General features: G+C 71.2%; 15 protein-coding genes. 8 read left to right on the top strand and 7 right to left on the bottom strand.

Features of this window, described 5'->3' with window-relative positions; genetic code table 11:
• Positions 1-15: 15 nt before the first annotated feature.
• Positions 16-567: a DUF5134 domain-containing protein gene (locus ACIQFZ_RS26655; RefSeq protein WP_402692318.1), complete on the bottom strand. Its 552-nt coding sequence runs from the start codon at positions 565-567 to the stop codon at positions 16-18.
• Between the two features lie 207 nt (positions 568-774).
• On the opposite strand from ACIQFZ_RS26655, the gene ACIQFZ_RS26650 reads away from it, so the two are divergent.
• On the top strand, positions 775-2,451 hold the full coding sequence (locus tag ACIQFZ_RS26650) for an FUSC family protein (RefSeq protein WP_365436538.1): 1,677 nt from the start codon (positions 775-777) through the stop codon (positions 2,449-2,451).
• Positions 2,448-3,041 (top strand): MarR family transcriptional regulator, encoded by a 594-nt coding sequence (locus tag ACIQFZ_RS26645; RefSeq protein ID WP_365778012.1) that lies wholly within the window; start codon positions 2,448-2,450, stop codon positions 3,039-3,041. The genes ACIQFZ_RS26650 and ACIQFZ_RS26645 overlap by 4 nt, the downstream gene beginning before the upstream one ends.
• Before the next feature lie 63 nt (positions 3,042-3,104).
• On the opposite strand, the gene ACIQFZ_RS26640 is transcribed toward ACIQFZ_RS26645, so the two are convergent.
• Together ACIQFZ_RS26640 and ACIQFZ_RS26635 are read right to left on the bottom strand one after the other, a co-directional pair.
• Positions 3,105-3,872: a VOC family protein gene (locus ACIQFZ_RS26640; protein WP_361419268.1), complete on the bottom strand. Its 768-nt coding sequence runs from the start codon at positions 3,870-3,872 to the stop codon at positions 3,105-3,107.
• Between the two features lie 103 nt (positions 3,873-3,975).
• Positions 3,976-4,368 carry a VOC family protein gene (locus tag ACIQFZ_RS26635; RefSeq protein WP_376552656.1) on the bottom strand — a complete coding sequence of 131 codons (393 nt, stop codon included), beginning with the start codon at positions 4,366-4,368 and terminating at the stop codon, positions 3,976-3,978.
• 71 nt (positions 4,369-4,439) lie between these two features.
• Here ACIQFZ_RS26635 and ACIQFZ_RS26630 point away from each other — a divergent pair, with 71 nt between their 5' ends.
• On the top strand, positions 4,440-4,979 hold the full coding sequence (locus ACIQFZ_RS26630; protein ID WP_365433292.1) for a GNAT family N-acetyltransferase: 540 nt from the start codon (positions 4,440-4,442) through the stop codon (positions 4,977-4,979).
• A gap of 18 nt (positions 4,980-4,997) precedes the next feature.
• Here ACIQFZ_RS26630 and ACIQFZ_RS26625 read toward each other — a convergent pair whose 3' ends face one another.
• Positions 4,998-5,681: a glycerophosphodiester phosphodiesterase gene (locus tag ACIQFZ_RS26625; RefSeq protein ID WP_402692317.1), complete on the bottom strand. Its 684-nt coding sequence runs from the start codon at positions 5,679-5,681 to the stop codon at positions 4,998-5,000.
• A 436-nt stretch (positions 5,682-6,117) separates the two neighbouring features.
• Between ACIQFZ_RS26625 and ACIQFZ_RS26620 the strand changes: the two genes are divergently transcribed.
• The 5 genes from ACIQFZ_RS26620 to ACIQFZ_RS26600 all read left to right on the top strand — a co-directional run bounded on the left by ACIQFZ_RS26620 (position 6,118) and on the right by ACIQFZ_RS26600 (position 10,846).
• A complete protein-coding gene (locus ACIQFZ_RS26620; protein WP_402692316.1) occupies positions 6,118-7,515 on the top strand; it encodes a DUF6421 family protein in 1,398 nt (465 codons plus the stop codon).
• 41 nt (positions 7,516-7,556) lie between these two features.
• Complete coding sequence (locus ACIQFZ_RS26615; protein WP_376608673.1) at positions 7,557-8,315, top strand: SDR family NAD(P)-dependent oxidoreductase; 759 nt, start codon at positions 7,557-7,559, stop codon at positions 8,313-8,315.
• Entirely contained in the window at positions 8,312-9,382 is a 1,071-nt protein-coding gene (locus ACIQFZ_RS26610) for a threonine aldolase family protein (protein WP_376654015.1), read from the top strand. The genes ACIQFZ_RS26615 and ACIQFZ_RS26610 overlap by 4 nt, the downstream gene beginning before the upstream one ends.
• 157 nt (positions 9,383-9,539) lie before the next feature.
• Positions 9,540-10,133, top strand: coding sequence for a transglutaminase domain-containing protein (locus tag ACIQFZ_RS26605; protein WP_402692315.1), 594 nt, complete (start codon positions 9,540-9,542; stop codon positions 10,131-10,133).
• A gap of 17 nt (positions 10,134-10,150) precedes the next feature.
• Positions 10,151-10,846 carry a B3/4 domain-containing protein gene (locus ACIQFZ_RS26600; RefSeq protein ID WP_402692314.1) on the top strand — a complete coding sequence of 232 codons (696 nt, stop codon included), beginning with the start codon at positions 10,151-10,153 and terminating at the stop codon, positions 10,844-10,846.
• 540 nt (positions 10,847-11,386) lie between these two features.
• Here the strand turns inward: ACIQFZ_RS26600 and ACIQFZ_RS26595 are convergent.
• The 3 genes from ACIQFZ_RS26595 to ACIQFZ_RS26585 form a co-directional block, all read right to left on the bottom strand.
• Positions 11,387-11,701 (bottom strand): hypothetical protein, encoded by a 315-nt coding sequence (locus ACIQFZ_RS26595; RefSeq protein WP_365431682.1) that lies wholly within the window; start codon positions 11,699-11,701, stop codon positions 11,387-11,389.
• 50 nt (positions 11,702-11,751) lie between these two features.
• Entirely contained in the window at positions 11,752-12,042 is a 291-nt protein-coding gene (locus tag ACIQFZ_RS26590; RefSeq protein ID WP_402692313.1) for a hypothetical protein, read from the bottom strand.
• 206 nt (positions 12,043-12,248) lie between these two features.
• Entirely contained in the window at positions 12,249-12,833 is a 585-nt protein-coding gene (locus ACIQFZ_RS26585) for a TetR/AcrR family transcriptional regulator (protein ID WP_365431688.1), read from the bottom strand.
• Positions 12,834-12,841 lie beyond the last annotated feature (8 nt).

Raw genomic sequence — 12,841 nt, 5'->3', positions numbered from 1 at the left:
TCAGGGAGGGGGCAGTCAAATGGTCAGCAGCATCGCCACCATCGCGATCCCCATCGACAGCCGGCACGCCTGCGCCAGCTCCGGCCGGTCGCCCCACCCCGTGGCGCCGCGCGCGCCGCTCCCCGCCACCGCCCCGGCGGGGACCAGCCGGACGCCGGACAGCAGGACGTATCCGGCGAAGTACAGCAGCAGCGCGCCGGTGAGCGGCGGCACTCCCGTCCCGCCGTGGTGATGGGAGCCGGGCGAGACGGCCATCACCACGCACATGTAGACCATGGCCGCCGCACCCACCAGGTGGTGCAGATGGTGCGGGCTCGTCCGCTCCGACCACAGCGAGTGCAGCGCGGTCGCGCCGAAGACCGCCCCATAGGCAGACCAGGCCCACACCGGTGGTGTGAACACCGCCGCCGGGACGGCCATGGCGGCCATGCCGAAGCCCATGACCGCCTCGCCGCCCGCGGCACGGCGCTGGTCCTCGACGGTGCTGCGCATCCGCAGCAGGCAGTACACCCCGGTCGCCGCGCACAGCGCGACCAGCAGCCAGCCGGGCGAAGTCGATCCGTGCACCCCCCACCTCCCCGTTCGACGGATCACGGCCGCCGCCGGACGGCCGGTCGGTCAAGCGATGCCCGGGGCACGCGGTGCGCACACGAGCGCAAGGGGGTAAACGGGGCGCGTTCGGGGAAGCACGGTACGTCACGGCACGTCACGAGCCAGGGGCGGTGCGACCGAGCAATATGTTTCACGAGTAAAACACCTGTTAAGCTTGTCGGCATGAGCAGTGTGCCCCCCGCCCCCAGCCGGATCGCCCGGCATCTTCCGCTCGCCGGCGTGCTGCGGCTCGGCCGCCCCTCGGACATCTGGTTCAAGCCCGCCCTGAGCGTCCTCGTCTCGGTCGCCGTGCCCAACCTCATCCTGCTCGTCCTCGGCCGGCTCGACCTGGCCATGTACACGATGGCGGGCTCGCTGTGCGCCCTGTACGCGCACAACCGCCCCTACGCAGCCAGGGCCCGCGCACTGGCCTGGGTGGTCCTCGGCATGATCGGCGGCCTCGCCATCGCCCTGGTCACCGCCTCGCTCACCACCGACCCGGTCGTCCTGGTCACCATCGGCGCCCTGATGGCCGCCGTGCAGAAGGCGCTCTGCGACGCCACCCGCATCGGACCGCCCGGCAACGTCGTCCTCACCTTCATCAGCTCCGCCTCCCTGTTCGCCCCGCAGACCCTCGGCCAGATCCCGGCCCACCTGGCGCTGGCCCTCGCCGCGGCGGCCTGGGCCTGGCTGGTCGGCATGGCTCCCGGGCTGCTGCGCCCGCACGGCCCGGAGCGCCGCGCCACCGCACAGGCACTGAACGCGGCCGCCGCCCACGCGGCCACCGGCGGCACCGGCGAAGGCCACGCCCGGACCCGCGCCGCCGCGGCCGCCGCCGTCCAGGCCGCCTGGCAGACGCTGCTGTCCACCGGCGCCCGCACCGCTCCCCGGCGCGCCTTGGAACGCCTCGTCGTGCGCGCCGAGGTCGCGCTCGCCGCCCCGGCGGACACGGACCCCGAGAGGCTGCGCACCTGGGCCCGCCGACTGCGCGGGACCGGGCCGATCCCCGAGGTCGGCGAGACGGCGGCGGACACCGAGGAACTGCTCGGCGTGGACGCCGAGACCACCGCCCCCCACCGGCCCTGGTGGACCCGGCTCGGCCCGCTCACCCCGATCGTGGTGCGCACCGCGCTGGGCTGCGCCCTCGCCGGCTACGCCTCCCTCGCACTCGGCGTCGGCCGCCCCTACTGGGCCCTGGTCACCGCCGCCTCCCTGTACCAGGCCAACGTGACCCTGACCTGGAAGCGGGGCATTCAGCGCGTCGTCGGCAACCTCGTCGGCGTCCTCGTCTTCGCCGCCGTCGCCCCGCTCGCGCACGCCAGTGACCTGGCCCTCGTCCTGCTCTGCATGGCCTTCAACTCCGGCGCCGAGGCGCTGATGGGCCGCAACTACTGGCTCGGCAGCATCTGCGTGACCCCGCTGGCGCTGCTCATCATCGAGTTCGCCGGGTACCACGAGCCGAGCGAGCTGATCACCGAGCGGGCCGTGGACACCCTGGTCGGCGCACTGGTCGGCTTCGTGGCCGCCGTCGCCGTCACCAACCGCCGGGCCGGCGACCGCATCGAGCACGCCCTGGCCGCCGTCGACCGGGCCCGCGAAGGGGCCGCCCGCCTGCTCGCCGAGGAGCGGCCCGCGCCCGCCGCCCTGGAGTCCGCCCGCCGGAGCCTGGCCGCCGCGGTGGCCGACCTGCGCGCCACCGTCGACGCCGCGTCCGGCGAGTGGTGGCAACGCGCCCTGCCCCAGGAGCGGGTCGTGCTCACCGAGCAGTCCGCACACCGTACGCTCGCCGCGACGGTACGACGCCAGGGCCTGCACGCCCCGGCGAGCACGGGCGAGACGACGGAGGACGTACGGCCATGACGGCGAGGAACGGACGGCCGCCCCACGAGGAGGCGGCGACCGGGGACGCGGCGCACGAGCGGACCCGGCCCACGGGGACCGAGCCGGGCGACGACACCGTCGCCGGCGTGGTCCGCCAGTGGCGGGCCGTCCACCCCGACCTGGACACCGCGCCGATGGAGATCATCGGCCGGATCAACCGCTGCGCCGCCCTCCTCCAGCAGGCCGAGGACGCGCCGCTGCGCCGGGCGGGTCTGAGCCGGCCCGAGTTCGACCTGCTCGGGGCGCTGCGGCGGACCGGGGACGAGCTCACCCCGAGCGAACTGACCCGCGAGACGTTCTCCTCGGGAGCCGCCGTCACCAAACGCCTGAAGCAGCTGACCGAACGCGGACTGGTGGAGCGCCGCGGCGACACCCGCGACCGCCGGGTCGCCCACGTGCGCCTCACGGACGCCGGACGGGACCTCGTCGACGGCATCCTGCCGGAACAACTCGCCTACGAACGGGCTGTCCTGTCCGGCCTGGCCAGCCGGGAACGGGACGGCCTGGCCGCGCTCCTGGGCGAGCTGCTCGGCCGGCTGGAGGGCCGCCCGGGCGCCCTGCGCCTCTGAGCCGGAGGTCCGCCCCGGGGTCTCGTCTCTCCTGGGCGGACCCTCGGCCTTCCTGGACGGATCTCAGCTCTCCTGGGCGGACCGGTAGATGCCGAAGGTCGCGCCCTGGGGGTCCCGCAGGACCGCGATGCGGGGGCCGTCCTCCGGGAGCGAGGTGGGCTCCAGCAGGGCCTTGGCGCCGGCCCGTACGGCGATGTCCGTGGTCGCGTCGACGTCCTCGACCGCGAAGTACGGCAGCCAGTGCGGCGGCACGTCGGCCGGGAAGCGGTCGTGCATCGCCGTCACGCCGCCGAAGTCCTCGCCGTGCAGACCCCACTGCGTGTACCACTCCGAGGCGTTGACGCTCCAGCCGAACACGCTCGTGTAGAAGTCCCTGGCCCGCTTGGGGTTGCGGGTGACGAGTTCCACCCAGCCGAGCGAGCCGGGCCGGTTGAACACCCCGGCACCGGAGAACTCCCGCGCCTGCCACATCTGGAAGGCCGCGCCCGACGGGTCGAGTGCGACGGTGAAGCGGCCCTCGTCGTAGATGTCCCGCGGGCCGTGGATCACCGTCCCGCCGGCCTCCACCACCTTGTTCGCCGCGGCGTCAGCGTCGGCGACGGCGAACGAGACGTTCCACGCGACCGGCTGCGACCTCTGGTACAGGGGCGTGATCGCGGCGACCGGCGCGTCCCCGAGGTGAGCGAGGGTGTAGTCACCCGAGACCAGCCGGGGGTCGCTCCGCATGCGCCAGCCGAACACCTCCGTGTAGAACCGTGTGGCGGCCTCCAGATCGCTGGTGCCCAGCTCCGCCCAGCAGGGTCCGCCGACCACAGGCTTGTCGAACTCCATGGCACTCCTCCGGGAAGGCTCACCCCCACTCACCAGCACGCTAGCCCCGGCCGCCGACGCGGGCCAGCGGGAGCCGCCGCGCCCGCCCGCGCCCGGATTCGGCTCAGATCCCCGCCCGGTAGCGCAGCGGGTGCTCCGCCGGCACCTCGACGAGGACGATGGGCGTGCCGTCCGGATCGGCGATCCACATCTCGATCAGACCCCACGGCTCGCGCACCGGTTCACGCGTGATCTCGACGCCCTTCGCCCGCAGCTCCTCGTGGGCCGCCGCCACGTCCTCGACCTGGAGCCACAGCCGCACGGAGGGGGACGGCGGGCCGTCGGAGCGCCCGGAGAGCTCCAGGAAGCCGCCACCGAGGAAGTAGACGGTGCCCCGCTCCGGCCCCGCGCCGAACTCGCGGTAGACGGCGAGGCCGAGCCGCTCGCCGTAGAAGACACGGGAGCGCTCGGGGTCCCTGGGCCGGACCAGTGTCCGGCTGCTGAGTACGTGCACCATGCACCCGGACCCTAGTGGCAGGATGGCGCTCATTCCTGCCCGACAGCGCCCGAATCGAAAGGCTCGCCCCCATGAAGACCGCCGCCAGCGGACTGACCTTCCGTGACGCCCGCGACGCCGATGCCGACACGCTGGTGCGCCTGATCGAGTCGGCGTACCGCGGGGACTCCAGCCGGGCCGGCTGGACCACCGAGGCGGACATCCTCCAGGGGCAGCGGACGGACCCCGAGGGCGTGCTGGAGGTGATCAAGTCGCCCGGTAGCAGGCTGCTGACGGTCGAGCGGGACGGCCGCGTGGTCGCCTGCTGCCAACTGGAGCACCAGGGGGACCACGCCTACTTCGGCATGTTCGCGGTCAGCCCCGCACTTCAGGGCGCGGGCCTGGGCAAGGTGGTCATCGCGGAGGCCGAGCGCCAGGCCCGGGAGGACTGGGGCGCCAGGGAGATGCACATGACCGTGATCTCCGTGCGCGAGGACCTGATCGCCTGGTACGAGCGCCGCGGCTACCGCCGTACGGGAAGGACGACCCCCTTCCCGTACGGCGACGAGCGGTTCGGCATTCCGCAGCGCGACGACCTGGAGTTCGAGCTGCTGGTCAAGGAACTCGTCTAGGCGTCCTCGGCCAGGGGGTCAGGCGGTGAAGCGGCCCGTGAGCTTGATCTCCGGGTAGTCGGTGGTCGCCCCGTCCAGCTCCAGGGCGCGGACCAGGCGCAGATGGTCCAGGGTGTTGACGACCCAGCCGATGATCCTCAGGTCCGCCTTGCGCGCGTGCTCGACGATCTCGAGGGTGAGCCGGCGGATGTTGAGGCAGACGGTCGCGGCGCCGGCGGCGGTGGCGCGTTCGACGACCTCGGCGCCGTAGCGGCTGGCCACGAGCGCGGTGCGCACCCCCGGCACGAGTCGGGCGACCTCGGCGATCGCCTCGTCGTGGAACGAGGACACCTCCACGCGGGAGACCAGGTCCCGCTCGTGCAGGATCTCGGCCAGCGCGCGGGCCGCGGCCACGTCCTTGATCTCGGCCTGGAGCGGCGCCCGCACCGCGTCGAGGACCTCTTCGAAGACCGGGATCCGCTCGCCGCGGCCGACGTCCAGGGAGCGCAGCTCGGCGAGTGTCTTGTCGGCGATCGCGCCGCTGCCGTCGGTGGTGCGGTCCACCTTGTCGTCGTGCATGACGACGAGGGCGCCGTCCTTGCTCAGGTGCAGATCGAGTTCGATGACGTCCAGGCCGGCCTGCTGGGCGGCGACGAAGGAACGGAGGGTGTTCTCGGGCTCGACTCCCATGACTCCGCGGTGACCGATGGTAAGGAAGTTCAAAGTTCAACTCGCTTCCGTCGACGGCGGCTCTGCGCGGCGCGGAGCGAACGGACCTCGTCGTCCGCGCGGTAGTGACGCAGCCTAATGGCCCACACGCTGGTTGAACCCCCGCGTACACGCCGCAGTGGGGTGACGGCCCGCAGGATGGGGCCGGATCCGTCGCGGCGGTCACTCCGGCTTGGGCGAGTCCTCCGTGCATTGACCGCCGGACCGTGAGGCCTTCACACGGTCGCCCATGGCCGGAAACCGCCCCTGGAGAGACGTGGCGTCCGTCACCCGACCGGCCCATCGAGTCTGGCCCCGTCCGGGTGTACGGCAGGAAAATAGCCGGTGACCATGGCCGCGCGCAGAATAATTTCCCGAGGGTCCCCTTGCTGGGAGAAACCCTGTATGTATACGGTCTCCTTACGCGAGGTTGTCCCGTGGAGGATGAGACATGACGGAAATTCTTGTGCAGGTGGGTGCGGAGGAGAAGGTTCCTCCGGTGGTCAGGGTGGTTGAGCACCCGGCGTGGCCCGTGCTCAAGGATGCCGTGGAGCGAATCCGGCCATGGCAGTCGAAGGACGGCTCGATCGACTTCACGGCCGACGGCGCCCCCGGCCGCGCGGACGCCGACGCCGCCGTACGCCGTGTGATCGACGCCGTCGAGGAGCTGTCCCCGCTGCTGCCGCACGACGCCGCCTACCACGAGGCGCTCGTGCGGGATCTGCGCCGCTGGGCCGAAGGCGGCTTCGAGGTGCCGGACTTCCTGGACTCCCTGCTGGCCTTCCAGCCCGCCGCGAACCGCGCGGACGGCCTCCAGTACCTGGTCGTCTTCCCCATGTACACGCAGAACGGCAACCCGGACCGCAACCTCGAGGCGGTCGTGCTGCGCATGGTCTGGCCGGAGTGGCTGGCCGAACTGGAGCGCAACCGCTACGACAACCCGCTGTTCTGCGGCATCACCTTCGAGGACTTCACGGGCGGCTACGACACCAACTCCGCCGTCCTCTTCCCGGAGACCATCGCCGTGCGCGAGGCGCCGGAACGGTTCTCCTGGGGCGGCATCTTCTGCGACCGCGAGGCCGCCCGCTTCCGCCGCGTCACCGCCGCCGCCGTCGACCTCCTGGGCCTCGAACTGCCCGAGGACATCGCCGCCATGGTCCACGACCAGAAGCGCAGCGAGGAGGCCTTCGTGCTGTGGGACATGGTCCACGACCGCACCCACAGCCACGGCGACCTGCCGTTCGACCCGTTCATGATCAAGCAGCGCCAGCCGTTCTGGATGTACGGCCTGGAGGAGCTGCGCTGCGACCTCACCGCCTTCAAGGAGGCCGTGAAGCTCCAGGCCGACGGTGTCGCGCAGGCCCGTGACGTGCAGTACGCGGTGCTGTTCGACCGCATGTTCCGCTTCCCGGTCACCGGCGAGCGCGTGCGCAACTACGACGGCCTCGGCGGGCAGCTGCTCTTCGCCTACCTGCACAAGCACGACGTGGTGCGCTGGACCGACAACAAGCTGACCATCGACTGGGAGCGCGCCCCGCAGGTCACCAACCAGCTGTGCGCCGAGATCGAGAAGCTCTACCGCGACGGCATCGACCGCCCCAAGCTGGTCCACTGGTTCGCCGGCTACGAACTGGTCTCCACCTACCTCGCTCCGCACCCGGGCTCCAAGTGGGCCAAGGGTCCCGAGGCCCTGGACCTGGCCCAGCCCCCGCGCAAGCTCGTGGATGACGTGCTTCCGGACGAGTTTCCGCTCAGCATGTTCTACGAGGCACTGTCCAAGAAGCTGAAGAATGTGATCGCCTCGACCAGGGGCATCACGGGGGACAGCGCCGAGCGGGTCGCCGCGTGAGCGGCCGCGAATCCGAGAACACTGCGCAGGAGGCGAGGAACATGGTGGGCAACGGGGCTCTCAGCGGTGCGGTGATCGCGGTGGCCGGCGCGGGCGGACCGGCCGGCCGGGCGGCGCTGCTCAGGCTCGCCGAGGCGGGGGCGACCGTCGTCGGCGCGGACAACGACCCGGAGCGGCTGTCGCAGGCCGTGGACGCCGCCCGGTACGCCTCCGGCGGCGCCCGCGTCACCGGGGACACCGTCGACCTGCTCGACCTCCAGTCCACCCGCGACTGGGCCGCGCACATCGAGAAGGACTTCGGCCGGATCGACGGCCTGGTCCATCTCGTGGGCGGCTGGCGCGGCAGCGAGACCTTCACCAAGACCAGCCTGGACGACTGGGACTTCCTGGAGCTGCTGCTCATCCGCACCGTGCAGCACACCTCCCTGGCCTTCCACGAGGCGCTGCAGCGCAGCGAGCGCGGCCGGTACCTCCTGATCAGCGCGGCCGGCGCCAGCAAGCCCACCGCGGGCAACGCGGCGTACTCCGCCGCCAAGGCGGCCGCCGAGGCGTGGACGCTGGCCATGGCCGACTACTTCCGCAAGGCAGGAAAGGCCGAGGGCGCCGAAGGGCCGACGTCCGCGGCTGGGATCCTGGTGGTGAAGGCGTTGGTGCACGACGCGATGCGCGCCGAACGCCCCAACGCGAAGTTCGCGGGCTTCACGGACGTCAAGGACCTGGCCGAGGCCATCGTCGACGTGTGGAGCAAGCCCGCCGCGGAAGTGAACGGAAACCGTCTGTGGCTGACCGACAAGCCGTGAACCCTCCCAGGACCGACGCGCGTCGCCATCACGACCCCGAGGTCCGCGGGTTCGCCAGCGACAACTACGCCGGCGTCCACCCGGAGGTGCTCGCCGCCCTGGCCATGGCCAACGGCGGGCACCAGGTCGCGTACGGCGAGGACGACTACACCGAGAACCTCCAGCGGATCGTCCGCAGCCACTTCGGTGCCACTGCGGAGGCGTTCCCGGTGTTCAACGGAACCGGCGCGAACGTCGTGGCGCTCCAGGCGGTCACCGACCGCTGGGGCGCGGTGATCTGCGCGGAGAGCGCGCACATCAACGTCGACGAGGGTGGCGCCCCCGAGCGCATGGGCGGCCTGAAGCTGCTCACTGTGCCCACGCCCGACGGCAAGCTCACCCCCGAGCTGATCGACCGGCAGGCATACGGCTGGGAGGATGAGCACCGGGCGATGCCGCAGGTCGTCTCGATCACCCAGAGCACCGAACTCGGCACCCTCTACACGCCCGAGGAGATCCGCGCCATCTGCGAGCACGCGCACGCGCGGGGCATGAAGGTGCACCTGGACGGCTCCCGCATCGCCAACGCGGCCGCCTCCCTGAACGTGCCGATGCGGACGTTCACCAACGCCGTCGGCGTCGACATCCTCTCCCTGGGCGGGACGAAGAACGGCGCGATGTTCGGCGAGGCGGTCGTGGTCCTCAACCAGGACGCCGTCCGCCGGATGAAGCACATCCGCAAGATGAGCATGCAGCTCGCCTCCAAGATGCGTTTCGTGTCGGTGCAGTTGGAGGCGCTGCTCGCCAAGGACCTGTGGCTGCGCAACGCCCGGCACGCCAACGAGATGGCCCAGCGGCTCGCGGAGGGCGTGCGCGCCGTGCACGGCGTGGAGATCCTCTACCCGGTGCAGGCCAACGGCGTCTTCGCCAAGCTCCCGCACGACGTGAGCGAGCGCCTGCAGAGGCGGTTCCGCTTCTACTTCTGGGACGAGGCGGAGGGCGTCGTGCGCTGGATGTGCGCCTTCGACACCACCGAGGACGACGTGGACACGTTCGTGGCCGCGCTGAAGGAGGAGATGGCCCGCTAGGGCCTCTCGTTTGGATCATGCCGGGCTCGCGGGCCCTGATCCGGCCTGATCCAAACGAAAGACCCTCGCCCCGGCACGCCGGCCGGGTCTGCATAGTTATGCGATCACTCGAAAAGTCATTGACGCTCGAGTGGTCGCGTTCCTATGCTCTTCGGGCATGGAGCTGATCCAGAACACCCCCGACCTGTCTGCGTATTTGGCCGCCGACGAGGTGATCGACCATGAGCACCCGATGGTCCGCGAGACGGCTGCCCGCCTCGCCGAAGGGGTGGCGGACTCGTATGCCTATGCGCGGTCCACGTACGAGTTCGTGCGCGACGGCATCCCGCACTCGCAGGACGCGGGTGACCCGCGCGTCACCTGGCGCGCCTCCGACGTCCTCCGGCTGCGCACCGGCATCTGCTACGCCAAGGCCCATGCCCTGGCGGCGCTGCTGCGGGCCGAGGACATCCCGACGGCGCTGTGCTATCAGCGGCTGACGCACGACGAGGGCGGCGGGCACGTGGTGCACGGACTGGTCGCCGTCCGGTTCAACGGAGCCTGGCACCGGCAGGACCCGCGCGGCAACAAGCCGGGCGTCGACGCCCGGTTCTCCCTCGCCGGTGAGCGCCTGGCCTTCGTGCCGGACCCGAAGTCCAACGAGCTGGACTATCCGGTACTGTACGCTGAACCGCACCCGGCCGTGCTGGCCGCCCTCACGGCCGCTCCGGACCGGCCGCGGCTGTGGAAGACGCTCCCTGCCGCACTCTGACCGCGAGGCGGGAGAACATGGCACTGACGCTCACCGTGTCCGACGAGGTGCGCGCACTCGCGCCCGGCTTCACCCACGTGGCCGTCGAGGCCCACGGGCTGGCGGGCGGACCGAGCACCGAGGCCTCCTCGGCGCTCCTCGACGACGCCGCACGCCGCCTGGCGGCACGTCTGGACGGGCGCGCCCCGCACGAGGACCCGCACATGGCCGCCTGGCGCGAGACGTACACGGCGTTCGGCTCCAAGCCGTCCCGTACCCGCAACTCGGCGGAGGCGCTGGCCCGGCGGGCGCTGACCGGAGCCGGACTGCCTCGCATCAACCTGCTCGTCGACCTCTACAACGCCATCAGCGTCGCCCGTCTCATCCCCGTCGGAGGCGAGGACCTCGACCGGATCGAGGGCGGTATGCGCGTGGTGCGTGCCAGTGGTGAGGAGGACTTTGCGACCGTCGCGGGCGGCGAGGAGATCGTCGAACACCCGGACGCGGGCGAGGTGGTGTGGTGCGACGAGGCCGGCGTGACCTGCCGCCGCTGGAACTGGCGCCAGGGCCCGCGCACCCGCCTCACCGAGCAGACCGCGTCGGGCATCTTCCTGCTGGAGAGCCTGCTCCCGATGCCGGTGGCCGAGGTTCAGGCAGCGGCGGCCGAACTCGCCGAACTGCTGGAGAAGTTCAACCCGGGCGCCGAGGTCACCGTACGACCGCCCGCGTCCTAGGCGCAGGCCTGTCCGCCGCCTTCCCGGCCTGTCGTGCGGCTCCGGCCGGGGTTTGAGCTGCTGCCGTTTGACGGCGGTTGGGTGTGTTCTGGCGTGCGTGAGTGAACTTCGCAGTTGTGGTGCGCGGCGTGGGGAGGCGGTGGGCGGCAGGGCGACGGGAGTTCTGGTTTCGAATACGTGACCTTCGGTCGGGGGTGGTCGTTGGATGCGGTGCGCGCGGAACTTCGGGCGCTGGAGGGGGTGGAGGCGGCTGGAGGTGCCCGGGTCCTCCTCGAAGAGGACCCGGTCCTCGATTCCGGCTCGTGAAGGACGAGGTTCTGCTGGTCGGTCGACTGCTGGTCGGTCGAGACCCGCTTGTCGACCAGCTTCGCCACCGAGGGGCCCCTTCCGGACGGAGGATCGGACCCTATCTGTCGTCAAACCCTGTCAGCAATCGCCATCGGATCTGATTGGATTCGAGCCGCCGCGACCCCCGGATTGCGCGGGTTCATTGGACGCGTCGGCCGCCTGTCGGCAAACGATCGTTTGCCGACAGCCTTCTCAGGTGAAGGCGATGGCCGCTCCGGTCGAGACCGAGAGTTTTGCAGCGTGGAGGAGTTGAAGACAGACGTAGGACTCGACGCGGTAGCGCTGCCACCCCTCGGCGGCCGGATTCTCGGCTTCGGCGGCGTCGGAGACCTCTTCCGAGTCCGGGTCGAGGTCTTCTGGAAGGCCGAGGGCTTCAGCGAGTCGACGGGTTTCCGCCAGCAGTGGCACCGAGGAGGCCAGGTAGCCGCCCGGTGCCTTTTTGTCGACGATGACGTGGGCGAAGTCGACGGGGACGTAGTAGCCCTCGCAGTCCGAATGATGGACCAAATGGGCGAACGGTCCAGGAGGATCACTCGGGAGAGCCTCGTACACCTTGCTCAGGAGCGGGGCGTCAGTCGCCCGCTGGGTCCTGTCGAACGGCTCGGGCAGGCGCCCGCTGGCTGCAAGGTGGACGGCGAGACGGCGAGACGGCGAACGGTGTGCAAGCCCGAGTGGCCCCATGCCTCGAACTTCGCGCCTTCCTCCTCATCCAGGTCGGGCTCAGTCCACTGTCGCGCTCCCGCACGCTCCAGTAGCTCGCCGATCGCGACGAAGTCGGCGCGGACCATCTCGGTGTAGTCGTCGTCCTCGGTATCGACGAGGGCACCGACAACTATGTTCAATCCCATGACCTGATCTTGCCATCGGCGATCGGATGACCACACCTGGCCCACGACCCGACCGCACCGCCCGCCGTCGATCGGGCGGTTTCCGCCCCGCGCAGGTCGCGCCGTGGTCCACGGCCAGGCCGAGGTACTCCCTTCTGCCGACGGGGCGCCCGTTCGTCACGACGGTCGAGCATCATGCCTGCCCGGTGTGGGACATGACCGAGGAGTCAGTGGTGGTCGTGCGCGAGCAGCCGACGTGTGGCTCCCGCCGCGAAGTCGGACACGGTCGTCAGTTCGTCGCCCTGGTCGATTCTGCGGATGCATCCATCGACAACGGCCTGGAGCACGGCGACGGTCAGCTCCGGCTGCGGATGGCCCAGTTCGCGGACAACCTGGGCGAGTGCCTCGTGCAGTGAGGTGTGCAGATTCCTCACACGCTCCCGCGTCGACGGGGAGAGCGAGGCGCGCGAGAGCGAGGCCCGCCAACCGTGGGTGCCGCGCGCGGCCTGTTCGAGATTGGCCCTGACGTAGGCGACTGCCTGCTCCTCGGGGGTGGCCTCGGCCGCGATGGCCCGCTCCACGGCGCCGATCCAGGCGGGGAACTCGCGGGTCACGACGAGTTCGAGCAGGTCTTCGATGGAGTCGAAGTAACGGTAGATGCTGTTGCGGGCGATGCCGGCCCGCGCGGCGACCGCGCCGGCGGTGAGGCTCTCCACGCCGCCCTCGCTCAGGAGTGCCTCGGCCGCGTCGATCAGCCGAGCGAGCCGCTGGGCCCGGTGCTCACGGACACTACCGGCTTCGATCTTGGGCATTCTCTCCG

Origin of the sequence: Streptomyces sp. NPDC093064 (genome assembly GCF_044754605.1) — a bacterium.
Taxonomy (GTDB): Bacteria; Actinomycetota; Actinomycetes; order Streptomycetales; family Streptomycetaceae; genus Streptomyces.
This window is presented reverse-complemented; position numbering and strand designations above follow the sequence as displayed.

Coding starts and splice junctions, on each gene's coding strand:
- ACIQFZ_RS26645 (WP_365778012.1), top strand. CDS start 2,448: ATGACGGCGAGGAACGGACGGCCGCCCCACGAGGAGGCGGCGACCGGG.
- ACIQFZ_RS26605 (WP_402692315.1), top strand. CDS start 9,540: ATGGAGCTGATCCAGAACACCCCCGACCTGTCTGCGTATTTGGCCGCC.
- ACIQFZ_RS26615 (WP_376608673.1), top strand. CDS start 7,557: ATGGTGGGCAACGGGGCTCTCAGCGGTGCGGTGATCGCGGTGGCCGGC.
- ACIQFZ_RS26585 (WP_365431688.1), bottom strand. CDS start 12,833: ATGCCCAAGATCGAAGCCGGTAGTGTCCGTGAGCACCGGGCCCAGCGG.
- ACIQFZ_RS26620 (WP_402692316.1), top strand. CDS start 6,118: ATGACGGAAATTCTTGTGCAGGTGGGTGCGGAGGAGAAGGTTCCTCCG.
- ACIQFZ_RS26640 (WP_361419268.1), bottom strand. CDS start 3,872: ATGGAGTTCGACAAGCCTGTGGTCGGCGGACCCTGCTGGGCGGAGCTG.
- ACIQFZ_RS26650 (WP_365436538.1), top strand. CDS start 775: ATGAGCAGTGTGCCCCCCGCCCCCAGCCGGATCGCCCGGCATCTTCCG.
- ACIQFZ_RS26590 (WP_402692313.1), bottom strand. CDS start 12,042: ATGGGATTGAACATAGTTGTCGGTGCCCTCGTCGATACCGAGGACGAC.
- ACIQFZ_RS26630 (WP_365433292.1), top strand. CDS start 4,440: ATGAAGACCGCCGCCAGCGGACTGACCTTCCGTGACGCCCGCGACGCC.
- ACIQFZ_RS26635 (WP_376552656.1), bottom strand. CDS start 4,368: ATGGTGCACGTACTCAGCAGCCGGACACTGGTCCGGCCCAGGGACCCC.
- ACIQFZ_RS26600 (WP_402692314.1), top strand. CDS start 10,151: ATGGCACTGACGCTCACCGTGTCCGACGAGGTGCGCGCACTCGCGCCC.